Source organism: Paenibacillus sp. 11B, assembly GCF_030487755.1.
Classification (GTDB): Bacteria; Bacillota; Bacilli; order Paenibacillales; family Paenibacillaceae; genus Paenibacillus; species Paenibacillus vandeheii.
Genome location: NZ_JAUKNS010000004.1, coordinates 878,273 through 899,780, shown reverse-complemented (window position 1 = coordinate 899,780; position 21,508 = coordinate 878,273). Strand labels below are relative to the sequence as shown.

At 45.2% G+C, this 21,508-nt stretch carries 21 protein-coding genes; 11 read left to right on the top strand and 10 right to left on the bottom strand.

Going from position 1 to position 21,508, the window contains the following annotated elements; translation table 11 throughout:
• Window positions 1-20: 20 nt before the first annotated feature.
• Window positions 21-1,055 (top strand): LCP family protein, encoded by a 1,035-nt coding sequence (locus tag Q0V21_RS20955; protein WP_367620539.1) that lies wholly within the window; start codon window positions 21-23, stop codon window positions 1,053-1,055.
• A 193-nt stretch (window positions 1,056-1,248) separates the two neighbouring features.
• Complete coding sequence (locus tag Q0V21_RS20950) at window positions 1,249-3,837, top strand: DUF2339 domain-containing protein (RefSeq protein WP_301880463.1); 2,589 nt, start codon at window positions 1,249-1,251, stop codon at window positions 3,835-3,837.
• Between the two features lie 390 nt (window positions 3,838-4,227).
• Here Q0V21_RS20950 and Q0V21_RS20945 read toward each other — a convergent pair whose 3' ends face one another.
• Window positions 4,228-4,383, bottom strand: coding sequence for a hypothetical protein (locus Q0V21_RS20945; RefSeq protein ID WP_301880462.1), 156 nt, complete (start codon window positions 4,381-4,383; stop codon window positions 4,228-4,230).
• 221 nt (window positions 4,384-4,604) lie between these two features.
• Here Q0V21_RS20945 and Q0V21_RS20940 point away from each other — a divergent pair, with 221 nt between their 5' ends.
• Both Q0V21_RS20940 and Q0V21_RS20935 read left to right on the top strand, forming a co-directional pair.
• Window positions 4,605-5,276 (top strand): FHA domain-containing protein, encoded by a 672-nt coding sequence (locus Q0V21_RS20940; RefSeq protein WP_024629750.1) that lies wholly within the window; start codon window positions 4,605-4,607, stop codon window positions 5,274-5,276.
• Window positions 5,277-5,433: 157 nt separating this feature from the next.
• Window positions 5,434-6,012, top strand: a complete 579-nt coding sequence (locus Q0V21_RS20935; RefSeq protein WP_301880460.1) for a class I SAM-dependent methyltransferase — start codon at window positions 5,434-5,436, stop codon at window positions 6,010-6,012.
• A gap of 88 nt (window positions 6,013-6,100) precedes the next feature.
• Here the strand turns inward: Q0V21_RS20935 and Q0V21_RS20930 are convergent, their stop codons facing one another.
• The 4 genes from Q0V21_RS20930 to Q0V21_RS20915 form a co-directional block, all read right to left on the bottom strand.
• Window positions 6,101-7,948 (bottom strand): hypothetical protein, encoded by a 1,848-nt coding sequence (locus Q0V21_RS20930; protein WP_301880459.1) that lies wholly within the window; start codon window positions 7,946-7,948, stop codon window positions 6,101-6,103.
• Window positions 7,949-8,272: 324 nt separating this feature from the next.
• A complete protein-coding gene (locus Q0V21_RS20925; RefSeq protein ID WP_301880458.1) occupies window positions 8,273-10,570 on the bottom strand; it encodes a carbohydrate-binding domain-containing protein in 2,298 nt (765 codons plus the stop codon).
• Window positions 10,571-10,592: 22 nt separating this feature from the next.
• Window positions 10,593-11,276 carry a DUF4956 domain-containing protein gene (locus Q0V21_RS20920; protein ID WP_024629755.1) on the bottom strand — a complete coding sequence of 228 codons (684 nt, stop codon included), beginning with the start codon at window positions 11,274-11,276 and terminating at the stop codon, window positions 10,593-10,595.
• The gene (locus Q0V21_RS20915) at window positions 11,269-12,087 is read right to left on the bottom strand and encodes a polyphosphate polymerase domain-containing protein (RefSeq protein ID WP_079348072.1); all 819 of its coding nucleotides are present in this window, start codon (window positions 12,085-12,087) and stop codon (window positions 11,269-11,271) included. The genes Q0V21_RS20920 and Q0V21_RS20915 overlap by 8 nt, the downstream gene beginning before the upstream one ends.
• Before the next feature lie 272 nt (window positions 12,088-12,359).
• Between Q0V21_RS20915 and Q0V21_RS20910 the strand changes: the two genes are divergently transcribed.
• Entirely contained in the window at window positions 12,360-12,611 is a 252-nt protein-coding gene (locus Q0V21_RS20910) for a hypothetical protein (protein WP_301880457.1), read from the top strand.
• Between the two features lie 123 nt (window positions 12,612-12,734).
• Here Q0V21_RS20910 and Q0V21_RS20905 read toward each other — a convergent pair whose 3' ends face one another.
• The gene (locus tag Q0V21_RS20905) at window positions 12,735-13,085 is read right to left on the bottom strand and encodes a MerR family transcriptional regulator (protein WP_301880456.1); all 351 of its coding nucleotides are present in this window, start codon (window positions 13,083-13,085) and stop codon (window positions 12,735-12,737) included.
• Window positions 13,086-13,228: 143 nt separating this feature from the next.
• Between Q0V21_RS20905 and Q0V21_RS20900 the strand changes: the two genes are divergently transcribed.
• On the top strand, window positions 13,229-13,981 hold the full coding sequence (locus tag Q0V21_RS20900) for a hypothetical protein (RefSeq protein ID WP_301880455.1): 753 nt from the start codon (window positions 13,229-13,231) through the stop codon (window positions 13,979-13,981).
• Between the two features lie 66 nt (window positions 13,982-14,047).
• On the opposite strand, the gene Q0V21_RS20895 is transcribed toward Q0V21_RS20900, so the two are convergent.
• Entirely contained in the window at window positions 14,048-15,004 is a 957-nt protein-coding gene (locus Q0V21_RS20895) for an IS30 family transposase (RefSeq protein WP_301880454.1), read from the bottom strand.
• 706 nt (window positions 15,005-15,710) lie between these two features.
• Here Q0V21_RS20895 and Q0V21_RS20885 point away from each other — a divergent pair.
• The 3 genes from Q0V21_RS20885 (at window position 15,711) to Q0V21_RS20875 (ending at window position 18,058) form a co-directional block, all read left to right on the top strand.
• Window positions 15,711-16,388, top strand: a complete 678-nt coding sequence (locus Q0V21_RS20885) for a response regulator transcription factor (protein ID WP_063567761.1) — start codon at window positions 15,711-15,713, stop codon at window positions 16,386-16,388.
• Complete coding sequence (locus Q0V21_RS20880) at window positions 16,388-17,689, top strand: sensor histidine kinase (RefSeq protein WP_301880453.1); 1,302 nt, start codon at window positions 16,388-16,390, stop codon at window positions 17,687-17,689. Before Q0V21_RS20885 ends, Q0V21_RS20880 begins: the two co-directional genes overlap by 1 nt.
• 117 nt (window positions 17,690-17,806) lie before the next feature.
• Complete coding sequence (locus tag Q0V21_RS20875; protein ID WP_029880845.1) at window positions 17,807-18,058, top strand: hypothetical protein; 252 nt, start codon at window positions 17,807-17,809, stop codon at window positions 18,056-18,058.
• Between the two features lie 157 nt (window positions 18,059-18,215).
• Here the strand turns inward: Q0V21_RS20875 and Q0V21_RS20870 are convergent, their stop codons facing one another.
• Window positions 18,216-18,983 (bottom strand): SDR family NAD(P)-dependent oxidoreductase, encoded by a 768-nt coding sequence (locus Q0V21_RS20870; protein ID WP_301880452.1) that lies wholly within the window; start codon window positions 18,981-18,983, stop codon window positions 18,216-18,218.
• 197 nt (window positions 18,984-19,180) lie between these two features.
• Between Q0V21_RS20870 and Q0V21_RS20865 the strand changes: the two genes are divergently transcribed.
• On the top strand, window positions 19,181-19,819 hold the full coding sequence (locus Q0V21_RS20865) for a TetR/AcrR family transcriptional regulator (protein WP_301880451.1): 639 nt from the start codon (window positions 19,181-19,183) through the stop codon (window positions 19,817-19,819).
• A gap of 18 nt (window positions 19,820-19,837) precedes the next feature.
• Here Q0V21_RS20865 and Q0V21_RS20860 read toward each other — a convergent pair whose 3' ends face one another.
• Together Q0V21_RS20860 and Q0V21_RS20855 are read right to left on the bottom strand one after the other, a co-directional pair.
• Window positions 19,838-20,350: an acyl-CoA thioesterase gene (locus Q0V21_RS20860; RefSeq protein WP_024629762.1), complete on the bottom strand. Its 513-nt coding sequence runs from the start codon at window positions 20,348-20,350 to the stop codon at window positions 19,838-19,840.
• 207 nt (window positions 20,351-20,557) lie between these two features.
• The gene (locus Q0V21_RS20855; protein ID WP_024629763.1) at window positions 20,558-21,181 is read right to left on the bottom strand and encodes an acetate uptake transporter; all 624 of its coding nucleotides are present in this window, start codon (window positions 21,179-21,181) and stop codon (window positions 20,558-20,560) included.
• Window positions 21,182-21,312: 131 nt separating this feature from the next.
• Here Q0V21_RS20855 and Q0V21_RS20850 point away from each other — a divergent pair, with 131 nt between their 5' ends.
• On the top strand, window positions 21,313-21,507 hold the full coding sequence (locus Q0V21_RS20850; RefSeq protein WP_024629764.1) for a hypothetical protein: 195 nt from the start codon (window positions 21,313-21,315) through the stop codon (window positions 21,505-21,507).
• The last annotated feature ends 1 nt before the right edge of the window (window position 21,508 follow it).

Sequence of the window (21,508 nt, the reverse complement as noted above, 5' to 3'; positions counted from 1 at the left end):
AGACCGTTATTAAAGGAGATATGATGGAAAACAGTGCCGCACATTTAACTAGACGGAAGCCGAAGAAACCGAAGAAGAGATGGAAGAAACCTTTAATTATCATCCTGAGCACTTTGATTGTGCTGGGGGGACTCGGATTTATCTATCAAAAGCAACTCGTCGTGTTTGCATTTAACCTGTTTGCTTCGGATACCGTAAAGGAAACGCTCGATGAATCCTTCAAGCCGGTTGGCGATAAGGATGCACCCGTTGTAGAACACACCGATCCATTCTCGCTGTTGTTGCTAGGGATTGACCAACGGGATAACGAACCAAGCCGTTCGGATACCATGATCTATTCTGTCGTTCGTCCGGAAGAAAATAAAGTGTTGCTGCTGTCCATTCCACGTGACTCTTATACCGATATTGTCGGCCGGGATGTGAAATCGAAGATTAATTCAGCCTATGCGCATGGTGAAGCCAAGATGGCGATGGACACTGTGGAGCATCTGTTGGAAAATAAAGTTGATTTCTATGCCGCGATTAATTTTAACGGACTCAAGGATATTGTTGATGCGGTTGGCGGTGTTGAATTGCCGATCAAAAAAAATATTGAGAACAAATTGAAAGCGCATGAGAAGCTGTTTGTGGAAGCGAACAAACCAATCTATAGCGGCGAAGAAGCGCTGGGCTATGTGCGTTACCGGGAAGACTCCGATTTCAATCGGACGATGCGTCACCGTCTTTTCCTCAGTGCCTTCATGAATCGTGCGCTTGAGGTCAAAAATCTGACCAAGATCCCGGACGTGATCCAGATTGCCGGATCGAATTTTACAACCAACATGAACTCGGATTTCATCGTGAAATTTGCCGAGTCTCTATATATGAAAGACACCACACCAACAATCAGCAATTATATGCTGAAGGGTGAGGGCGCAACGCGCAGCGGAACATGGTACTATGATTTGTCAGAGAGTGATCTGCAATATGTGCGGACCTTGCTTGCTAACTGGCTGGACCCGGATGCCACCGAAATTATGGAGCCGGAGACGACAGATACGAAAGATCCGGCGTAAGCATCGGAGGTACAGTAAGATTACCCCAAAGCTGAGTACCTATGCAGAATCAATATATTTTCTATGAATGAGAGCCCGGGAAGTTGATGCTTCCGGGGCTTTTTGTTGTTATCTATTCTGTAAACCCCATTTTATGGCATACATATAGTAAAATATAGGGAATAGATTAAACATCAACCAACGGAGGAAGCTCATGAACGAGTTCAAGGATCGGCTTCACCAGGTTCAGGAGCAGCAGAAGCAGCTGGTAAAGGAATACAATGCGCTGCTCCAGGAGTATCAATCCGATGATCTGATCGTGGAGAATGAACAACTGCGAGCGCAATATGAAGCGCATCAACTCAAGCTGCAGGAGCTTGAAGCACGCACACGCAAGATGGAGGAAGAGAATGCCCGTCTTCGCATGGCGTTGTCCGAACAGATGCTGGATGAGAAATTGAATCTCATTCGTGTATCCCAGGAGAAGATGGAGACGTATTTCCGAGGAAAGACGAGTGTACATAATGATCGGCTGGCAGCGCATGAACATCGTGCCAAAGTGAATTTGAATGCCATATTCAACAGGGCTTCAGAGGAACTTCAGAGCGACGCCACCGAGATTAAGAAGAGAATTGATTATCTGGCTGCTGAGGTGCAGGAACGAATTGAGCAGCACAGACAGACCTTGTGGGAGAGAGAAGAGGTACTGCGCGGGCAGATGCAGCAGGGATACGAGCATATGGCGGAAGAAGGCTTAAGCGAAGAGACCATTCAGCGGCGTATTCGCCAGAACCGGATGGAGATGAAGATTGGCCTAAGCTGGATCAACAAGGTCGCCATTCTGCTTATCATTCTTGGCGTTGGAGCGGCGTTTCAGTACTCCTACGCTACCTGGTTCAACGATGAGATGAAAGGCGGAGCATTTTTCCTGCTCGGTGCACTTATGCTTGCCGGGGGTGAATGGCTGTTCCGGCGCAAACGGCAGACGTTCGCGATGGGGCTGCTGGGAGGCGGGCTTTCTGTTCTGTTTGGCTCGATCTTCTACAGTTACTTTTTACTGCATATTATCGGGTTATATACGGGACTTGCCTTGTCGGTGTTGGTTTCAGCCATATCTGTGCTGTTATCGTTGAGGTATCAGTCCAGAACAATCTGCTCACTTGGGTTGATTGGAGGGTATCTGCCGTTAATCTCCTACATGGCCTATTTCGGCCTTCAAGATTCGGCTGTATATGTTGCGATGATCTATCTGCTGCTCTTAAACGGGATTATTGTATCGATTTCATTTGGCAAACGGTGGCCGATTGTGCATTATATCAGTTTTCTGTTCAACACACCGTCCATGCTCATCCTGTTATGGCTCTCGCCAAGTGAGAAGATCGGCATGGTGTATTCCATTGTGACATTTGCATTATATCTCGGCATTACACTGGCGTATCCCTTCAGACATCGGGTGAAATTAACGTGGTGGGACTTCGCACTGCTGGCCATGAATACAAGCATCAGCTGTCTGATGTTATATGTATTGTTCGATGCAGCGGGATGGAATGACGCACAGGGCTTGCTTGCTCTGATTTTCGCTCTGGTTTATTTCGGGCTCGCCCGATTTGTACAGCAGAGGATGCCGCAGGAGAAACAGACTCTTCTATTGTTCTACGTGACTTCCCTGACCTTTGCCATTCTGATTATACCGTTCCAATTTGGGGCAAAGTGGCTGTCCATGGGCTGGCTGATTGAAGGGGTTCTGCTGGTTACGCTCGGACATCTGAAGCGACTTAAGCTGGTGGAGCGTGCCGGATGGGGCATCGTGCTGCTGTGCATGTTCACCTTTGTGTACTATGATGTGCTGGTGCTGTTCATTATGGGGGAGCAATCGTATTTCATGCTAAAATACTCCTGCATCACGCTGGGCGCGCTGCTTATTACACTGTATTACGCCTTGGATCGTAATGGCTCCTTGTCGCAGAAGAAACACCACTATGGCCTGACAGAACTGGGTTTTCTGAATGCATTCAAGTACGTCACACTGGCGAATCTGTGGTTATACGTGCTGTACGAGTCGAATGAATTGTATATGAAAGCCGTCGATGACTCATTCCTGTTATACCTATTCTACAAGTGGCTGATGTTCGCTGCACTGACCATTGCCATGGCTTATGGGCTGAGCAAAGTGAAGCTGCTGCGTGACCGGATCGTACAGTATTATGTCATCTTCCTGCATGCGGTGGGCTGTTGTATTGCACTGGCGGTAACGTTATCCATGCCGGCACTTCAGCCGGATGTTCAGCAGCATACAGCGGCTGAAATCGTAGGTCTGCTTGTGTTGATTATCTTTAACGTGGGCGTGTTCTTTGCAGGAAGGGATCTGCTGATTGCGGCGATCCGCGGGCAGTTTAAGAGCATTGAGTGGTACCCGGTTATCGCAGGGGTCTATCTGCTGGGAGTCATTACTGTGTTCTTGACGATTCAGTTCCATTGGGGAGATGTAGGGCTGCTGTTCAGCCTGATCTATCTGCTGCTTGCGATCCTGTACATTGCCTATGGGTTCCGAAGAAAATATGTAATGATTCGGCGCCTTGGTCTGGGCTTGACGTTGTTCTCCACCGGGAAGATGGTGTTCTATGATGTCGGATTGCTCACATCGGGCAGCAAAATCATTGCCTATTTCAGCTTTGGTGTACTGCTGCTGGGCATTTCCTACCTGTATCAGAAGGTGTCGAGCCGGATGGAGGAAATACAGGCCAGAGAAACCGAACAGCCTAATGAACCGGATCTGCCGGAGGATGAAAAGAACCAATTTTAGGATAGTCGACGGAGCATTCACCATTTTTTGGGGAGGGATACAGTATGGGATTTGACCTGAGTATCATGTTATGGCAGTTGTTATGGATTGCTGGTCCTATAGCTCTCATTGTGTATGGTTGGAGGAAATTTGGCATCAGGAAAAAGCGCCGCTGAAGACAGGTAATTCCGCAGCAACATCACTTTTGAAACAAGTCATGATCCGGTTAGCTTATCAGTATGCATATCATAAATAAGCATTGAAATGAGGCTCTTGAGCGCTACTTCATAGCGTCCAGGGGCCTTATTCTGATGAATGGAGGATCTAATCCTCATCTAACATGGCATGACCTAGCATAAGATGACATTCGTGAAACGTTTTTTGTGGTGATCACGTTATAATAGAGTATACTTACGGCTGGGCGTTCAGTTGCAACCATGAAGTTTCGGTTGTGGTGGTGCCTTTAAGTGATTCTCCGGGATTATCATTGATGCGGGAGAGCACTGTTAATGTAATGGACAGGGTGAAGGCGAGCAGCACATATATGAAAATGTTTTTTTTATTCATGGTGAGGTACCTCTCTTGTTGTTGGGCTAAGGCGTGCATACGACGGTTATGAGAAAAAAGGCACAACGTCTGGTATAGTAGAGAAGAGCATATAACGATGCCTGTATACACTATATAAATTATTATGACTGCAAACAATGGAACAAATCTGATGAATTTATCATTATTTATGAACGGAACGCTCATAGAGATCGAGTGATATTTGAAGGTGGGAGAATAACATGCGGGAGACGGCAAAAATCGTCATTCGTACGCCAGGGCAGGAAAGTGACGGTTCGTTCGCTTATGTCAGCCAGGGGCGCTCCATTACAGTGGGGCGTTATACGGGTGGAGATGAATTGGACTTGTCTGTCTACAATCAGTTGATATCGAAGCGGCATTGTCGCATTCATTATGATGAGCAGCATCAGCTGTGGATTGAGGATCTGGATAGCAAAAATGGAACCGAATTGAACGGACAGCGCCTCGTTCCCTATGAGAAATACCCCTTTGCCGAGGGAGACAGCCTGACTCTGGTCAACGGCTTGATCCAGCTTCGCACAGAGGGAGATCTTGAAGAAACGAGAGAGTATCGGATATCCGATCTGCTGGGTGAGGGTGTGCGTTTGCAGGATCACCTGCAAACCGTGCAGATTGGCGAGGTGGAGATTCCACTGTCCAAGAAGGAGTACCAGCTGTTCAAGCTGCTCTACAGTCAGTTGGATCACTTTGTGACCCGGGAGCAGATTGTTGGGCAAGTGTGGCCGGAGCGAAGCATGCTGGAGAGTGAGTCGGTAGGCATTGACGAGATTAACTCGCTGATCTACCGGACGAATCGCAAGCTGGGGGTTCATTTTACAATCAAGTCTGTCTACAAAAAAGGGGTATACATGAAGTCCCATGTACCGGATTGAGTGCGTGGAATGAGCAGCAGGATGGAATAAGGGAAAGCCATAATGGAATAAAAAGAAGGAAGCTTCTGCCAGGTCTTGTTTGGACCCGGAGAAGCTTCTTTTGTTATGATGAAGGTGCGATTACCATTTTTTTTATTAAATCCAAAGGGTTGAGGTTATGTTCATATTTCAATTTATACCATGGCTGATTGCTGTGGTGACACTTATATCTGTGATATCTATCGTGCTGGTCAGTTGGAAAAACGGAATCTCGCCGATGCCGACTTCCCGCCTCGTCAGGCATACGGTCATCCAGGAGGTTAATCGTATTCCAGGCTACGGCGATGTCATTGAAGCGGGCTCCGGGTGGGGAACGCTGGCACTGGACGTGGTTAGGCACTGCCCTGGTAAACGGCTTACGGGTATTGAGAATTCAATCGTTCCCTTGTGGGCTTCCCAACTGTTTGCTTTTCTAAGTGTCCGCTTGCGGAGAGTGAAGGGAAAACGCCATTCTCTGGAGGGACGGCTGCGATTTGTCCGTGGCAACATCTATACCCGTTCATATGAACATGCGGATTGCGTTATCTGTTACTTGTTCCCTGGTGCGATGGATCGGCTCGTGGACAAATTCAGCCGTGAGCTGCCGCCAGGAGCGAAGGTAATTAGTGTCTGTTTTGCACTTCCAGGCAAGGTGCCCCTACGGACAATCACGTGCCGGGATACGCTGCGGACCAAGGTGTATGTGTATACGTTCTGATTAGAGTGGTATTTAAAAAGATGATTCTTAATAGTAAGAGTCATCTTTTGTAGATATCACCACTTACCCTGAAAGAGGACGATCTCCCCTATATGAGTAAAGATTTTGTTTTTAGCAAGTCTTTGTATGATGTAACTTTATCTATACCAGTAATTAATTTTTTATAATCTCCGTAGCTTTCCTTTTTGATTTTTACCAGTTGATGCAATGAATTGTCTGGCTGTAAAGACATTGAGTACAACATGTCATCCAAAATTAGCTTTAAGTAAAAAGAAAGCCTCTCATAAATCTCCTCGAAAAAGATTTTATCCACGTATGCTTGATGTGTCAAAATATTCCGTAGTCTATAGGCACGAGATAAATCACATTCAATTTGTTTTTCGAAATCATTTAAATATTCATAGAACCAGATTTTCTTACCTCTTAACTGCATATACTTGTTTAGGAGTCCAATGTATCGTTGGCTCAAAGAGTCTCCGGTAAACGCTGACATAGCTTCGTTCTTATATTCTGCAATAAACTGGAGTAGGTAATGAAGCTTTATTTCTTTGTTTTTTTTATCAATTGATTCAATTCCAAGCCTCTCTTGAACTACGTCTTTTAAGATTTTATTTCCAGTCTGGTTTTGCTTTACAAGTTCCCTGCACCTGTATACAAGGCTCTTCAAATAAAACTGTGATAAATATGGGGTAGCATGCTCAATAATACCTTTTCTTTTATTGGTAGGTTCTGTTATGAATAGATATTCCATTAAACTCCACATTGCTACTAATCCGGTTTCTTTGGGCGAATCCTGAATCACACGACACCATTGTAATAGCTGATCTAGTCCTTTATATTTTCCAGTTAGTTTTGAACTCATGTTAATTTTAATATACGTATCGCTTCGAGTTACCTGTAACCCATATTGGGAAACTTCTATAATTGGATCTGTGTTTATTTTTTTAGTGCTAAGATCAAATACTAAAGCTTGAGTGAAGTTTCCAGGATTATATAGTTTGTGACGATTTTCAAGCGTAAAAAGCCTTGTTATAGAACTAAGCTCTTCTCTGGCTGTATTTATTGCTGCAACATCATCTGTTGCAGCTAACTTTATGCGAGCAATATGAGTATCCTTTTTAAAGAATTCGATTACAGGAGCGTCATGGACTTGAGGCACATCGTATGCATCGTCTATTGTCAGCCTTGCGCGATCAGGATCACTGAAAAAAGTTAATGGTCCGTCGGTCCCGATTAGACTATCGTATCCATCTGGCAATCGAAGAGGTATAAAACATTCGAAATTCCTTTTGTTTTTTATACCTAACTCAGATATACGTTCTAATTTTTTCAGAAAGCTACTTTCTCCATCACTAACGAGTACGCCTTGACCCCACCTATACAAGTACTGCTTGTGGTGGCCTTCAAATATAAGTTCACTCATCAGCAACTCTAAGTAATTATCGATTTGCTCAAAAGAAAGTGTGGGCTTGGACAACTCTTTAGATAATAAATCTACATATAATTTAGGTATGTCTATGTTCTCAAGTTTATTTAATAAGCCTTCAATTAGAGTAAGAGGGAGTTCTAACTTACGATGTTTGTCCATTCGATTTATATGTTGAAGGAAAGTCTCCTTCTCAGTTAAGAACAGTTCCAATCTGCTTATAACAAGGCTCCAGTCTTCTTTAAATTGATCTTCAAATACTTTATTTCTTTTTAAAGTTGTAATAACCTCAGTGAAAATTTCAAATACATTGTGCTCGAATAAAACTTCTGTTTTATAATTCTCGATAACTTGAACAGATTCTTTTAGAACTGCACGTACACAAGGATAAGATAATTTTCTATAATGGAGATGACTTTTCTCAAATAGTTCACCCCACCTATGTATGAAATAAGCCTGATGAGACAAGAGTGTTGGGTTATTACCTTGTATAGAGCTAATTTTGTACATACATATACTCCTATTTATTTTTTTTGGTGTTGCATTTTTGGAAAAATAGCATATAATAAAAGTATATAGCCAAACTAGACACGGGACTTGAAATATTCTGCGATTTTCTTTTTAGAGAAAGCAGGATGGATCTGGTCCCTTAATTTTTTATATGGTTAATTACACCACTTTATTTTACCATAATTTTTGAATCAGTTGTTTTGTTTTCTAGTTTTAAAACAAAAAATCCACATATGGGGTTTTCTCATACACCCCATATGTGGATTTTTTTAGTAGCTATATTCATACTGAATATAAAATAATAATCCTTATTTTTTGTGATGATTATTGATTGGTATCGGTCGTTGTGCCCGATGTACCGGACTCTGTTCTGTTTCTTCCGCCTCCGAAACCACCTTGGCCACGACCTCCTCCTGGACCACCCATACCTGAGTTGGCAGTTGTTACACCAGATTCATTCACCCAAGTTACGTTGCTTGTGGATTGGAAGGCAACGACTTTGGTTCCGCCACTATACGTACCGTCTGTATAGAGTCCATCCACTGCTTTGCCAGTCGATGTTCCGCCGGAGTAGACCACATAAGAACCGTCTTTTTTCAGATCCGGGGAGCTAATAACTACCGTTTGATAATCTTTCGCTGGAGCAAAGGTCAGGATATTGTTGCCTTCGCTATCTTCCACATGCACCAGTGTTCCTGCTTTTAGCGTTTCAGGGAACGTCATGGCAATGGTATTTTGAGTGGATGCTTCAGATGTTGCCTGAGCCATGCCTGAGCTTCCCGCTGCGACAAGATATCCGCCGCTCAGTTCGAAGTTACCGTCATAATCCAGTGCTCCGTTGCCATTGTCTGTTGGACCATTCACAATGACGGTTCCGTCTGTCATATAGATGGAGCCATTTGAATCCAGTCCATCGCCGCCAGCATTGACGGTGAGGGAACCGCCGTTGATATGAAGCTCACTGCTGCTGGCAGATTCACCAGGCATACCACCTGGAGCACCGCCTTGTGGGCGAGTGTTGTTATTCGCGTCTGTACTTTGATCTGCTTGATTCGTAGTTGATGTTGTGCCAGTCGTCTCTGTAACAGAAATGTTGGAGACTGCAGTTGTATCGGCTGCTTGAGTGCTATCATCTGCAGTGGTTGCTGCATCCGCATCAGCGTCAGTTGCAGTTATTTCACCGGAAGCATTCACGCCATCATCTGATGCAGTTACATCCACATCCCCATCGTTCAGGGTGATGATTGCACCTTCAAGGCCTTCATAACTCTTGGCAATCACGATCGTTCCGCCGTTAATGGTAAGCGCCTGATCTGCATGAATGCCGTCATCCCCTGATTCAATGCTGAACTTGCCGTCATTAACCGTCACATTGTTGTTACTGTGCAGGGAATCATCCATGGAATCGATCGTATACGTACCGCCATTGACGGTGAGGTCAACTCCGGCTTTAAGTGCTTTGGCACTCGTCGTTTCTTCTTCTGTTGTTGTGCTTGTGTCTGCATCTGCATTGGAATCAACAGGTGCTGTTGCATTGGTCGAGCTGGATGGAGCTGCGCCTGTTGCGTTCGTTCCATCATTGCTTGGCATACCGGCAGGTGGTTCTCCATCCGGTGGTGTGCCCATATCGGTTGGAGGTGTACCGCCACCCCATCCGCCGCCACCGCCGCCAAATGACCCTTCTTCTACTTTGGCCGGTGCATTGGCACTGCCGCCTCCGGTTACGATGTTATATGTGCCGCCATCGGTAACCAATGCGGTCTCCGCTTGAATGCCGTCGCTACCGCTGTTGATGTTGAATGTACCTCCAGCAATGGCAACGAAGCCCTTGGTCGTATCCGTATCGTTTGTGGATTTGATGCCGTCACCTTCTGAATCAACGGTAATCGTACCGGCTTGAATCGCTACCATATCTTTACCTTTGATGCCGTCATCGGCAGATTTGACGTTGATTGTGCCACTGATGATTTTCAAATCATCCTTGCTCGTAATACCTTCATTGTAATTACCTGTAACCGTCAGCTTGCCTGTACCATTGAACGTCAGATCTGCCTTGCTGAAGATGGCTGCATCCGGCTCATCCGTTGTATCGTCGGCATATACGTATGTCTTGCCATCGGAGACAGCATTCTCGGTTCCTTCCTCCAGCGTAATGATGGCTTTGCCCGCTTTCTGGATATAGATGGCTGCACTGTCGTTATCATTGATGGTTGCCCCGTTTAATACCAGATGTACGGTACCCTTATCTGCAACATTGACTACAATCTGTCCATCCGTCAGCTTGCCGCTAAGGACATAAGTACCCGCTGCGGAGATAGTTACCGATCCGTTTGCTGCTTTTGCACCTGATCCTGTGATGGAAGCGGTCGTACCGTTCAACTTGATCGTTGTAGAATCCGTTGCACTCCAGCTAACATTGGTATCATCTGCATCCAGAGTGACCAGATCGGCATACTTCACCGAGGTTTGTTCACTAACGGATACGGTTTTGGTTGTCCCTGTCGTTGACACTGCGGCATTTGCGGTGCTGCTGGTTGCTGCAGGAGAGCTGCATGCTGTAACCATTGCCGTAATCATCGCGACGGACCACAGTTTGCTGCCAGTTATAATTTTCTTTTTCATATTATATCGTTCCCTTCGAATTTTAATATTCAGTGGTTGTTGGACTCATGGTTAACGAGATATCCAGATTACCGTTACGGGTACGGATCATATCGAGAAATTCTTTTTGATTGACACTTTCATGAATGTTGACGTTGTAGACCAGCTCGTACAGACTGCCAAGCTCGGTTGTTCTGATTTTTTTGAGCTCATGCACGACATTGAATTTGTGGAATACTTCGTCGAGCGCTTCTTCGTAACTCAGATTCTCGGGAATGGTCACTTTCAATGTTTTTTGCTGGCTTTTCTTCGCTCCGAAGTTGAAGCGGCTCAGGACAAACATCAGTACACACAGGATGATGGTAAACAGTACGGCATAACCGAATGCGCCTACACCGCAGGCAAGACCGGAAGCCATGGTGAACAAGACGTAAGCAATGTCTTTCGGGTCACCAGGCGCACTTCTGAATCGGATGATGGAGAAGGCACCGGCCAGGCTGAATGCACGGGCAATGTTGCTGCCGATCAGAAGAATGATAATGGCTACGATGACGGGCAACACAACCATCGTTAGCGTAAAGCTCTGGGAGTACGTACTTTGATTCGTCTTCATGTATGTCAGGCTGATAATGGCGCCCATAATGATGGCAAGGCCGATGGTAACGATGGCATTGCTGAAGGTCAGAGTTGTATCGGTTAGTGCGGAACTAAAGATGGAATCAAGCATACAGGACACGCTCTCTTTCTGTGATTGTTTTTTCTTGTTCGATGGATGGGTTGAAATCGGTACCCGGCAGCAATTTTCGTTCAGTCTGGTAGTTCAGATTGGTTGTTCTGGCCAGATGTCTGTACTCATTGCCGTATTTCGAGAATCCGGTGCGATAAAGACCGTGTTCGGATAACAGTTGGGAGAGCCACATCGGAACGGTTTTCTCGGCTTTGACTTCCATCAGCCAGCGCCCGTCTTTCACCAGCGGCTCACCGTAATCTCCCTGCTCCAGCTTCAGATCGTATCTGCGACTGCGGATGTTGGTATCAAAGGTGATGCGGAGATCGCGGCTGTTCTTATCGAACAGAGCCTTACGTTCATACGCCAGGTATACCTTCGGTTCGAGATCGTACAGCCGTAGGAAGTACTTAATTTCTTCGAGGACCTGTTTGTTCATGTAATCCGCCAGATCAGGTGCCTTGCCTGTCTGAACGAATTCGTATGCCTCGTCCAGCTTCAGGGCAGTTCGGCGTTTGTTCACCAGGCCAAACACTTTCTTTTTGATCTCCAGATAGACCTTCGCATTTTGTTCAGGTACTCCGTATGCCCGCAGTCTCAGCTTCTCCTTGTATTTGGGCTTGGAGAGACTGGCGCGGATCAGGGAATCCTGCGGAGTGTCGAAGTACAGGTTGCTGATGGAGTAGAACTCGTGTTTCTTGTTAAAGGCGTCCAGCTCCATATATTTCAGCAGGTCGGTGTAAAAGTTCTCGTATTGCTCATCTGTCAGGAGATACTTGCTCTCATATCGGTTGAATACTTCAATTGCCATTGGGATTCAGTCCTTTCATCCATGTTTTGTATGTTTTGTTTCCTCGTGTATTGCTTCCATGTCTGTATCTTAGAGCGCCAACCTTGAATGAATCTTAAATGATTTTACATTCCGTTGATCTTTTTTAACCTTCCTTTAATAGTTTAAATGGAGTAGAAGCTTATTTGCCCATTTGAGCTAGCGTTAGTAAGCAAAGATATCAGTTATGTTTGAAAATTAAAAAGATTTTATGGTATTATTTGGTATAAATAAAATAAAAAGGAGGTAATTTTTTGAATAAAAAATCATTTAAGATTTTGTCTGTTGTTTTTGGAGTTGCATTGATTGGCACAATTTCTTTTTCTTCGGCTTACGCATCGACTATTGATCAAAATTCTTCTGTAAGAAGTGGTGGCTTAGCCATTACAGGTGATATGGTAACTCCTTTCGGAGGTGGACAGGTTGGAGGAGGAACTTGGGCCTATGACACCACGGTTTCGAATTGGATTCATGTTGCAGACAACGCCTTACAACATGAATCTTGATTTCATATGAAATGGGGCTTCTTTTGGACATTACAAAAACTCCCATCATGGTAGAAGTAGAGTTTTGTTTTTCTACTGTCTACTATGATGGGAGCATATCAAAGACTACAGTGCGGGCTTCATTTATTTTTTACCTGTATTGTAATCGATCCACTGATCTAAGTTAGTTTTAGTAAAAATGAGTTTACCGTTCAAATTAGCATAAGGAATAAACTGATACGTGTCATAAACCGATGACATGTTCTGTTTCCGATCAATATCTTTATTAATTATATCATCTAACTCAGCTACAGAAAGTCGTAGATATTCAGCCGCATCTTCTTTCGTTAACATAGTGGTATTTTCTGAACTCTGAATTGTCGGTGGATTTCCAGATTTTTGTCCAGAATCATAATATCCATTAATAAAGCTCCCTAAAATCAATGAAACGCCAATGATTAATGAGGGAATAATCAGTTTCGAATCCTTAAACATATGTATCACTCCTTTATATTTATAGGTCATTATACATTTTATTTTATTTTATTTTTTGTAAAAATAAAGAAGGGAATAATATTTTTTTGTCGTATATTAGTAGGGTATACCAAAAAAAATACATGGGAAAGAAGTTTTTACATTTGAAGAAAGTAACATCAGTGTTGTTATCCTTATCTACAGCTTTAACTATTCTTGCTCCAATGGCTTCTGCTGAAAGTGAGTATGGCAATGAGATTCAATTAAATCCTAATCCAGTAGTTGATGTGACTAAACCGAGTACTGAGTTTATAGTTACTCAAGACTTGTCTGGTAATAAGAAGTATGAAACGCCTGGTAACCCTAATGCTACATATGAATTTGTAGATCCTAAGCTTGTAAGAAAAAACAATAGTGAAATCACACCACAAGCAGGTGATCGTCGTGTTTATGTGAAATCAGGCTATTCTGTAAGTAAATCCGTAATTACTGGTTACTCTGTAGGGCCGATTGAACAACAAACTCTTTTAATAAGTGTTCCAAAGGGGAAAACTTCATCAAAGACCTCTAAATCGTCTGTAAGTGGTACGGTGAAGTTTTCTGCAACAGCTGATGTTGGCATTAAATACGTAGTTAATCAGAGTCTGACAGGCGAGATAAGCGGTACAGTTTCTAAAGAATGGGGTACTACAGAGGTTTACTCTGGTCCCCCTGAAAGTTCTGCCTTCAATACAAGAAACTATTATGCAGCTATGAACTACGATCAATATAATATTGTAGTAGTGAAATATGATTACTATGATGAATATGTTGGAACAGTATTCCAAGGAAGAGTGGCTGAAAATGCCGGTTACACCTATTTGAATGGTACTAAAAAGCCAATTGTTATCGAATATCCAGTAGATGTGAAATACTAAACGAGTTAACCTCAAGAATCCCTTGCGTTTTCCTGCAAGGGATTTCTTTTATTATTGGACAGATTGTCAAACCAAGTGCGACAGTTCCTCTGTGATAGATTCGTGAGCGGTTCTCCAACCCAAGCATTTTCGTGGTCTGTGGTTAATTAAATCTAGTGAACCGGCGAGATCTTCATCCTCCACTTGAGCGAGGTCGGTGCCTTTCGGGAAGAACTCTCGAAGCAAGCCATTCGCATTTTCATTGGAACCGCGTTGCCAAGACGAATATGGATCAGCAAAATAAACGTGCAGGTCATGGCTTGTTTCCAGATTGGTATAGCATGCAAACTCTTTTCCCCGATCAGCCGTGGCTGTGAGAAAAGTACCAGTAGGATACTGTGAGATGGCTACACCAAGTGCAATTTCCATGGACAAAGCCGTGCGATCAGGCATGAGAATCGCGGTATACAGACGGGTTTTGCGTTCAATCAGCGTGGCTACGCATCCTTTACTTTTCCCACGACCCGAAACAACGGTGTCCAGTTCCCAGTGCCCAAACGTTTCACGGGAACGAACCTCTTTGGGACGATCCGAAATCGATCTGCCGATAGCGAATTTACCGCGAGTTTCTGTGGGCTTCCTACGCTTCCCTTTGTGCCGGAGGACCTGCAACGTGCCTCGAACCAGACGCCCAGCGTAGAGCCAGCGATAGATGGTTTTAAAGGAGATCGACGGCAAACCTTCGATGCGGAAACGTTCCGTGATTTGTTCCGGAGACCACGTTGCCTGTAGTTTTTCCTCCAAGGAAATAACGATGGCTTCGGACCATTTACCGGGTGAGATCGAAGCTTTACGACGCTCCTCATAAGCGCTCTGAGCCTGCTCTGCATGATAGGGTTGCGTTGAAGTAGCACGATCCAATTCACGACAAATCGTCGAAGGATGCCTTCCTAATTCTTTTGCGATGGCTCTTGAACTTTGACCTTGCCGATGGAGGGTTTCTAGCTTGCTGCGCTCCATTATGCTAAGATGTGTGTAGCTCATGGTGGATTCTCTTTGTGTGAATGTGGTGTAGGAACCTTCATTCTACACGAATCCGGCCATGGGCCATTTTTTTATTTATTTCAAGTAGGTGTCGCACTTCATATTACAATCCGTCATTGTAAAAGCTAACGGGTTTGACTGGTAGTTCACCCTCTTCGTTTCTTAATTGTAATACGCACTCATAATTTAATAGAGGGAGATAGCGTTTTTACACATTCCCCATATTCAGCAGATCGGCAATGAACACTTTCTTGCCGGTGCGGGCACTCTCAAGGGAAGCGAGCACCATCGCCATGCTAAACAGATTGTCGCTACAATCCGTTTCGGTCTTCGGCGCTCCAGGGATCCGGAGCCGCCTGCAACGGACACCCTGGCGTTGGCCGTCCGCTGGCATCCACACGCCGGGATTTGGAAGGACATACGCGATTTCACTTATACTGGCGGTGCAGAGGTCCGGAACTGCCTGTACCTGACAGCCTAGCGATGGCCGTTCGTTTTCATCCGCACGCGGGATCCGGAAGGAACTCAATCTCAAGTCATTATTGATAAACAAAAAAAGACTCATTCCGTTGATCTTTTTTTACCTTCCTTTAATAGTTCTCCAAAAATAATGAATTAAGATTGGTTCAAGGTTCCGTTGATACAATCGTTGGTATAATAGATTGACATATATCGAAAACAATTCATGCAGAGGAATGAAGAACCGATGAGAATACTGATTGCGGAAGATGAGGTTCATTTGGCAGAAGCCGTATCGCAAATATTGAAAAAACACAATTACTCTGTAGACATGGTGCATGACGGGAGATCGGGTCTGGATTATGCGTTGAGCGGAATCTATGATCTATTACTGCTCGACATCATGATGCCGGAAATGGACGGGATTACCGTGCTGAAGAAACTGCGCAGCGAAGGCAATCATACGCCTGTCATTCTGCTCACAGCCAAAGGAGAAATTTCAGACAAAGTGACCGGGCTGGATTATGGAGCCGATGATTATATAGCGAAGCCCTTTGCGACGGAGGAATTGCTCGCCCGGATTCGGGCCGCTCTGAGAAGGAAGGGAGAAGTTGTTCCGGAGGATGGACTGAAGTTCGGTGACATCGAACTGAATACGACGCAGCTGAAGCTGAGTGTGCAAGGCAAGGAAATCAAGCTGAATTTGAAGGAAAATGAGCTGCTGGAACTGCTGATTACGCGCAAACAGGCCATTACCTCCAAAGAGCAGATTATTGAGAAGTTGTGGGGTTTCGATTCGGAAGTGGAGTATAACAATGTGGAGGTGTACATCTCGTTTTTGCGCAAAAAATTAACCTTCCTGAACTCTTCGGTCCGCATCAATACGATTCGGGGTGTGGGGTACGTACTTGAGGTGACGTCCTGATGTTCAAGAAACTCAGAAACCGATTTCTGATCGTGAACCTGGTATCCATCTCGATTATGATGCTGGTTGCCTTTGCCACGATCTACATGATTACGTACCAGAATGTGCAGCGGGAAACCAACATGGAGCTGTTCAAAGTATCGGATTTCTATCATGGCCCGTACAATTCCACCAAAATGCAGCGTGGAGAAGATCGGGATTCGGGAACGGGGTCCCCCCCATCTGATTCTATAGAAAACGGAGCTCCAGGGAGTGATCCGAATTCACCGCCAGGGCGTTCCGTGTCGTTCATGATCAAGACAGACACTGCATGGACAATTACGGATACGCACTCCAGATTTGATATGGACGACACGTTCTATACGGAAGCTTTGCAAAAGGTGAATAAAGTCGACGATGTGGATCGGAAGACCGGACAGTTTACACTGAATGGAACGGACTGGGCTTATGTGATCGACCCGAGCAGCACAGGGCATATGATTGTGTTTATCGATGTGACGGCCCAACAGGGCATTCTTACGAATCTGATTTATACTTTTGCCGTCGTAGGTTTGATCATGCTGATCGTCATCTACTTCCTGAGCCGCTATTTCGCCAATCGTTCCATTACCCCGGTCAAGGAAGCCTTTGAGAAGCAAAAGCAGTTCATAGCCGATGCTTCACATGAGTTGAAAACGCCGCTGGCGATCATCAATACCAACACCGATGTGCTTCTCGCGAACCGGGAGGATACGATTGAGAATCAGGCTAAGTGGCTACATTACATCAAGTCGGAGACGGAACGCATGTCGGGACTGACGAATGATCTGTTATACCTGACTCAAATTGACGATTCAAGATCCTCGATGATTCATTCCAAGTTCAATATGAGCGATGCGGTGGAGACGATCATTTTGACGATGGAAGCCGTGATTTATGAGAAAAATATATCTCTGGACTACAGCATTGAGCCGCAGCTCATGGTCCATGGCAACAGCGAACAGATCAAGCAGGTCATTCTGATTCTGCTCGATAATGCCGTGAAATACTCCAGAGCCAAAGGCTCGGTCAACGTATCGTTGAAGAAACAGAACAATGACGTTGTGCTGGCCGTTTCCAACACAGGAGAGGGCATTGCGCCTGAGCATCTGGACCGGATTTTCGATCGCTTCTATCGCACGGATGCCTCCAGAGCACGCAAACATGGTGGACATGGATTGGGGCTTGCGATTGCAAGGTCGATCGTGGAACAGCACAAAGGCGAGATATATGCACGCAGTGTGGTGGGGGAAGGCGCAACATTCTACGTTCGTTTATCCTAGGGATAAGGAATAAGGCATGTCTGTTGTGGGTTAACCTATGCTACAATGGCAACAGTATGTATGAATCAAGGAGCTGACTATGACGTGACTGAAGCAAACTCAATTAATGAACAGGAAATGAAGGCATATATTGCAGAGAAGACGAAGGCAAGCGAAGCAAATATCGCTCTGGTCCTGAAGCATGAGCAGGCGTATATTAACAAGGCGCATGAAAATGCCAAAGGCGACGTGGATATCGACGGTGACGATCTGGCCGACTACATTCTGAGCCGTAAAGATGTGAAACTGGATGAGTTGACCGTTGAAGGCATTCTGGATGCTGAAATGGACTACTTGATGGAAAAAGGTCTCGCAGGCTACGTGGATTAACACGGTTTAGTTTTGCGGTTGTGCACCCGGTGTTTGATATCAAAGAAATGACCTCAGCTTCCACGTTACGGTGGATGTTGAGGTCATTTTTGACATTCATCGGGGCGAGCCTTATAGGTAAGCCCCGTTACTAAGCACTCTTTTTCCAACTAACTGGTTATTGACCCATCATACCGCCATCGACCGTATAGAGTGAAGCGGTGACATAAGAAGCTTCTTCCGATAACAGGAAGTTCATGATTGCGGCCACTTCTTCCGGCTCACCATAGCGGCCCAGCGGAATGCTGGCTACAGTAGCGGATTGATAATCTTCCACGTTACCGGAATTTGCCTCGATTTGGCGCATCATGCGGGTATTAATGGTGCCTGGCAATACCGCGTTGACCCGGATACCATGAGGCGCGAGTTCATTCGCTGCTGTGCGAGTGAGACCAATAACAGCATGTTTGGACATAATATAGGGAGAGACAGCTGGAGCTCCCATCAGACCTGCAAGGGAAGAGGTATTCAGAATCGCGCCTGATTTTTGTTTTTTCATGACAGGGATAACGTTCTGAAGACCAAGGAAGACTCCGCGCACATTGACGTTATATACGAGGTCGAGTGCTTCAACACTAAGGTCTTCAATAAGCCCTGTTGGACCTTCAATTCCGGCATTGTTAGCAAAATAATCGATTCGGCCAAACGCATCAAGTGCTTGCTGCACATAGTTTTTCACATCGGCTTCCTGAGATACGTTGGCTTTCACCGCAATGACGTGCTCCTTGTCGATTTGCAGATCCGTAATGGTTTGCTGGATAGCTTCTTCGTTCAGATCAACCAGGACCAAATTAATTTTGCGTTCAGCAAGGCGACGTGCCAATTCTTTACCGATGCCTCCGGCTGCTCCTGTAATAACTGCTGTTTGGGTATAGGATGTACTCATGAATGTTCCGCTCCTTCTATCATTAAGATCAGGTGAACTGTGAAAAAAACAGTGAACCTGTCGTCTATCGTTCCTATCTCAATGTTAAGATATACATAGAAATGTGACAATCATCATTGACAGCGCATATGTCAGCTATCGGACAGAGATGTAAGCGGTGTTCATTTAGATTACAATAATGGACAGAGGAGGTGGAAATGTTGATTATCGAACACCCTCAGGATCGGAGAGCACGAAGAACGCAGGATGCTATCATTGCTGCGGCAGTTTCTTTGATATTGGAAAAGGGAGCTGAAGCCGTCACGATTCGTGATATTACGGAGCGGGCGGATTATAACCGGGGAACGTTCTATTTACATTTTCCCGGTAAACCCGAGCTGCTGCAATTTATTCTGGATGATTTCATGCAGGGAGTAGGACAAGCGTATGCTTCACCTTATGCGGAGTTAAAAGAAGTGGATATGACGGCATTGCTGCCATCAACGATGCCTGTATTTAAATATATTGAAGCGCACCAGGACATCTTTCGAGCCTTGATGACGATGCATGGTGATATGGGAACCAGACTCTGCAACATGTTCAGAACCTACTTAACCGAGGATTTTGTACTGGTAACCGAAGACAGCGACTACACCATTAATTATGACATTATGCTGAGTTATCTGGTATCTGCCACCGTTGGTGTGATTATGCACTGGGCAGAGATTGGGTTCAAGTATTCTTCCCATTACATGGGGGAGCAGCTGACTGCACTGATAAACATTAAACCGACCCGTCTCCTGATTGAACCAGGGCAGAAGGGTCGGACCATTCATGAACGTAAGCTGCAGGACTGAATAACGTGTTCGGATTTCTTATTCCCAGGGATAACTAACGGTGAGGAAGTCGGCGAAGTTCTTGCTTTCTTCCCGCCGTTGTTTCCGCATGGCCGCCCGAGCTGGAGCAGTCTCATATAATTTCTTCTCTTCCTCCGTCTCCGGAATGATGCGAGGAACGATAAGTTTGCGGTTATTTTCATCCAATGCAACAAAGGTGAGGAATGCCGTCGCCGCAATCTTCTTCTCCCCCGTCTTCAGATCCTCGCGGATTACCTTCACAAAAATCTCCATCGAACTTCGTCCCGTCCATGATGCGAAGGATTCCAACGTCACCGAATCCGTCGGATTAATCGGATACAAGAAATCGACCGAATCCGTGGAAGCTGTGACGGTATTGACCCGGCATAACTTGGATGCGGCAATCGATGCAATGTCATCGATGTAGGACATGAGTTTGCCGCCAAACAACGTATTATGATTATTTACATCGGTTGGGAACACTCTCGCCGTCTTAAAACAACGTGTTTCGCGCACATACTTTCTCTCCACTTGATCAAACCCCGTAGGTTTAGGTATCTCTCTCATTCTTTATGGTCCTCCTGACAGTATGGCTGATGTACTTTGCAAGACTTGCTGTGTCCATCGTCTCTATATGTTAGTTCTAGTATAGTAGTCGGTTATATCCATATTCAAGTGAAGCATGAATCAAAAAAACCGCCAGGCGGGACCGGCGCCCTGGCGGTTTGATGCTGTATATTAAGCCTTGGCTTTGAAAATGCCAGACGGTCCGCCAACAGGCAGGAACGTGTAGCCAAAATGAGCATTCAGTACAGAAGCGCCTGTGCCGTACAACGACACGATTCCGATTCCCATTTCAGCATAAGCAGCAATGGTATGGAAGATATGAGGAGCTACGCCGAAAGCGTCAAAGGTCAGGCCAAGGAACAGGAAGTCAATGAGAATAAAAATGATGAGCAATACTTTGTTGGCTTCAACGGCACCCAGTGTCATAAACAGGGTGAACACGAGGTATCCGGCAAAAGCAAATCCGAGCTGCTTGCCATCTGCCTGTTCCGCAAGAGTGGAGCCAAACACGCCCATTTTGATCAACCAGTTGGCACCCATGGCGAACCAGAAGAATGCGTATGCGCCGAATGCAGTTGTACCAAAGGTATTGTTGCGTTTGGAATCTTGAATGCAAGCGAACAGCTGGGCAAAGGCACCGAGGAAGATCGCCCAAGGAATGGCGTAACTAAGGCCATCTGTAATGCCAAGCTTTTGGGAGGAAGCGACCAGAGTAACGATAGCCAACCCAAATAATCCCATCGCGCTGGGATCGGCGTTTATGATTTTGACTTTAGTCTGTGAATCAGTTTGCATGGTGTTGATGAGCCTCCAAATAATCAAATCAGGATGATCCGCTAGAAGCTGAACCGTCCTCTATATTTCTTAATTCGCATCCGCCTGGTCCGGACACACACATCGCCCTATTGTACCTGAATGAATTACGTATGAAAAGGGATTTTATTACCTTTTGGAGCATTATCCGATCCCTTGTAAGGCTTGTGGTAGAGATCAAAAATGAAGAGATCGGTTTTTTGGTGGAAAAAGACGGAAAATTGCATGTTCATTCCCTGGAAGAAGGGATAGTATCGAGTGGTAATGTAACCGCTTACTTAAAAGTTGTACCATCGTTCTGGCTGTAAT

Coding starts and splice junctions, on each gene's coding strand:
- Q0V21_RS20850 (WP_024629764.1), top strand. CDS start 21,313: ATGAAAAGGGATTTTATTACCTTTTGGAGCATTATCCGATCCCTTGTA.
- Q0V21_RS20925 (WP_301880458.1), bottom strand. CDS start 10,570: ATGAAAAAGAAAATTATAACTGGCAGCAAACTGTGGTCCGTCGCGATG.
- Q0V21_RS20935 (WP_301880460.1), top strand. CDS start 5,434: ATGTTCATATTTCAATTTATACCATGGCTGATTGCTGTGGTGACACTT.
- Q0V21_RS20955 (WP_367620539.1), top strand. CDS start 21: ATGATGGAAAACAGTGCCGCACATTTAACTAGACGGAAGCCGAAGAAA.
- Q0V21_RS20930 (WP_301880459.1), bottom strand. CDS start 7,948: ATGTACAAAATTAGCTCTATACAAGGTAATAACCCAACACTCTTGTCT.
- Q0V21_RS20905 (WP_301880456.1), bottom strand. CDS start 13,085: ATGTTTAAGGATTCGAAACTGATTATTCCCTCATTAATCATTGGCGTT.
- Q0V21_RS20945 (WP_301880462.1), bottom strand. CDS start 4,383: ATGAATAAAAAAAACATTTTCATATATGTGCTGCTCGCCTTCACCCTG.
- Q0V21_RS20880 (WP_301880453.1), top strand. CDS start 16,388: ATGTTCAAGAAACTCAGAAACCGATTTCTGATCGTGAACCTGGTATCC.
- Q0V21_RS20895 (WP_301880454.1), bottom strand. CDS start 15,004: ATGAGCTACACACATCTTAGCATAATGGAGCGCAGCAAGCTAGAAACC.
- Q0V21_RS20875 (WP_029880845.1), top strand. CDS start 17,807: ATGAAGGCATATATTGCAGAGAAGACGAAGGCAAGCGAAGCAAATATC.
- Q0V21_RS20855 (WP_024629763.1), bottom strand. CDS start 21,181: ATGCAAACTGATTCACAGACTAAAGTCAAAATCATAAACGCCGATCCC.
- Q0V21_RS20940 (WP_024629750.1), top strand. CDS start 4,605: ATGCGGGAGACGGCAAAAATCGTCATTCGTACGCCAGGGCAGGAAAGT.
- Q0V21_RS20915 (WP_079348072.1), bottom strand. CDS start 12,087: ATGGCAATTGAAGTATTCAACCGATATGAGAGCAAGTATCTCCTGACA.
- Q0V21_RS20920 (WP_024629755.1), bottom strand. CDS start 11,276: ATGCTTGATTCCATCTTTAGTTCCGCACTAACCGATACAACTCTGACC.
- Q0V21_RS20865 (WP_301880451.1), top strand. CDS start 19,181: ATGTTGATTATCGAACACCCTCAGGATCGGAGAGCACGAAGAACGCAG.
- Q0V21_RS20950 (WP_301880463.1), top strand. CDS start 1,249: ATGAACGAGTTCAAGGATCGGCTTCACCAGGTTCAGGAGCAGCAGAAG.
- Q0V21_RS20885 (WP_063567761.1), top strand. CDS start 15,711: ATGAGAATACTGATTGCGGAAGATGAGGTTCATTTGGCAGAAGCCGTA.
- Q0V21_RS20870 (WP_301880452.1), bottom strand. CDS start 18,983: ATGAGTACATCCTATACCCAAACAGCAGTTATTACAGGAGCAGCCGGA.